General features: G+C 64.2%; 1 pseudogene. It reads left to right on the top strand.

Annotated features, from left to right (window positions below):
* Positions 1-30: 30 nt before the first annotated feature.
* Positions 31-902 (top strand): annotated as a pseudogene (locus CH339_RS23620) (hypothetical protein); the annotation flags it as partial.

The following is a 902-nucleotide window of genomic DNA, read 5'->3' as shown; positions in this document are numbered from 1 at the left end:
GTCTCGCTCGACGGCGCGACGGCGCAGTCCGTGGCCATCACCGCCTCGGACGCCGACACGCTGAGCCTGACGCTCGATGGCGGTTCGGCCGTAACGTTCGACGTCGCCGACGTTGAAGCCGTGACGGCGACCGAGCTTGCCGATGCCGTGAATGCCCTGTTCGATGCCGAGTCGGTCGACATCACCGCCAGCACCGACGGTGGCGAACTGGTCCTCACCGCGGACACGGCTTCGAGCTCCGACGTCGCTTCGGTTGCCGTCTCCAACGTCGCTGAGACGCTGGCCGGCGCGAGTGACTCCGGTCTCGCCGGCGGTGCCGAATCCCTGACCAACGTTGAGGCCAAGACGGTCGATACGCTGGTCTCGGAGATCAATGCGAGCTCCAGCCTCGATGACAAGGTCCGGGCGTCTAACGACAACGGCAGCCTGCGCATCGAGAACCAGTCGACCAACGACCTCACCGTCACCGGCGTCACCTCCAGCACCATCGACGGCGGCTCCGGCACCGACACCATCGACGGCAACGAGGTCCGCAAGGATCTGGCCACGCAGTTCAACGACCTGCGCGACCAGCTCGACAAGCTGTCCGACGACTCCTCGTTCAACGGTATCAACCTGCTGCAGGGCGACCTGCTGACGATTACCTTCAACGAGACCAGCACGTCGACCCTCGACATCCAGTCGGAAGACGGCGAGACCATCAACTCGGCCTATCTCGGCCTCAGCACCATCGACGCTGACGCCCTGGATGCCGACACCGATATCGACTCGCTGATCGACACGGTGAAGTCGGCCCTCGGCACCATCCGCTCGCAGGCCTCCACTTTCGGTTCCAACCTGTCCATGGTCGAGAACCGCGAGGACTTCACCAAGAACATGATCAACACGCTGGAAACCGGCGC

Source organism: Rhodobium orientis, assembly GCF_003258835.1.
In the GTDB taxonomy this organism is placed as follows: Bacteria; Pseudomonadota; Alphaproteobacteria; order Rhizobiales; family Rhodobiaceae; genus Rhodobium; species Rhodobium orientis.
This window is presented reverse-complemented; position numbering and strand designations above follow the sequence as displayed.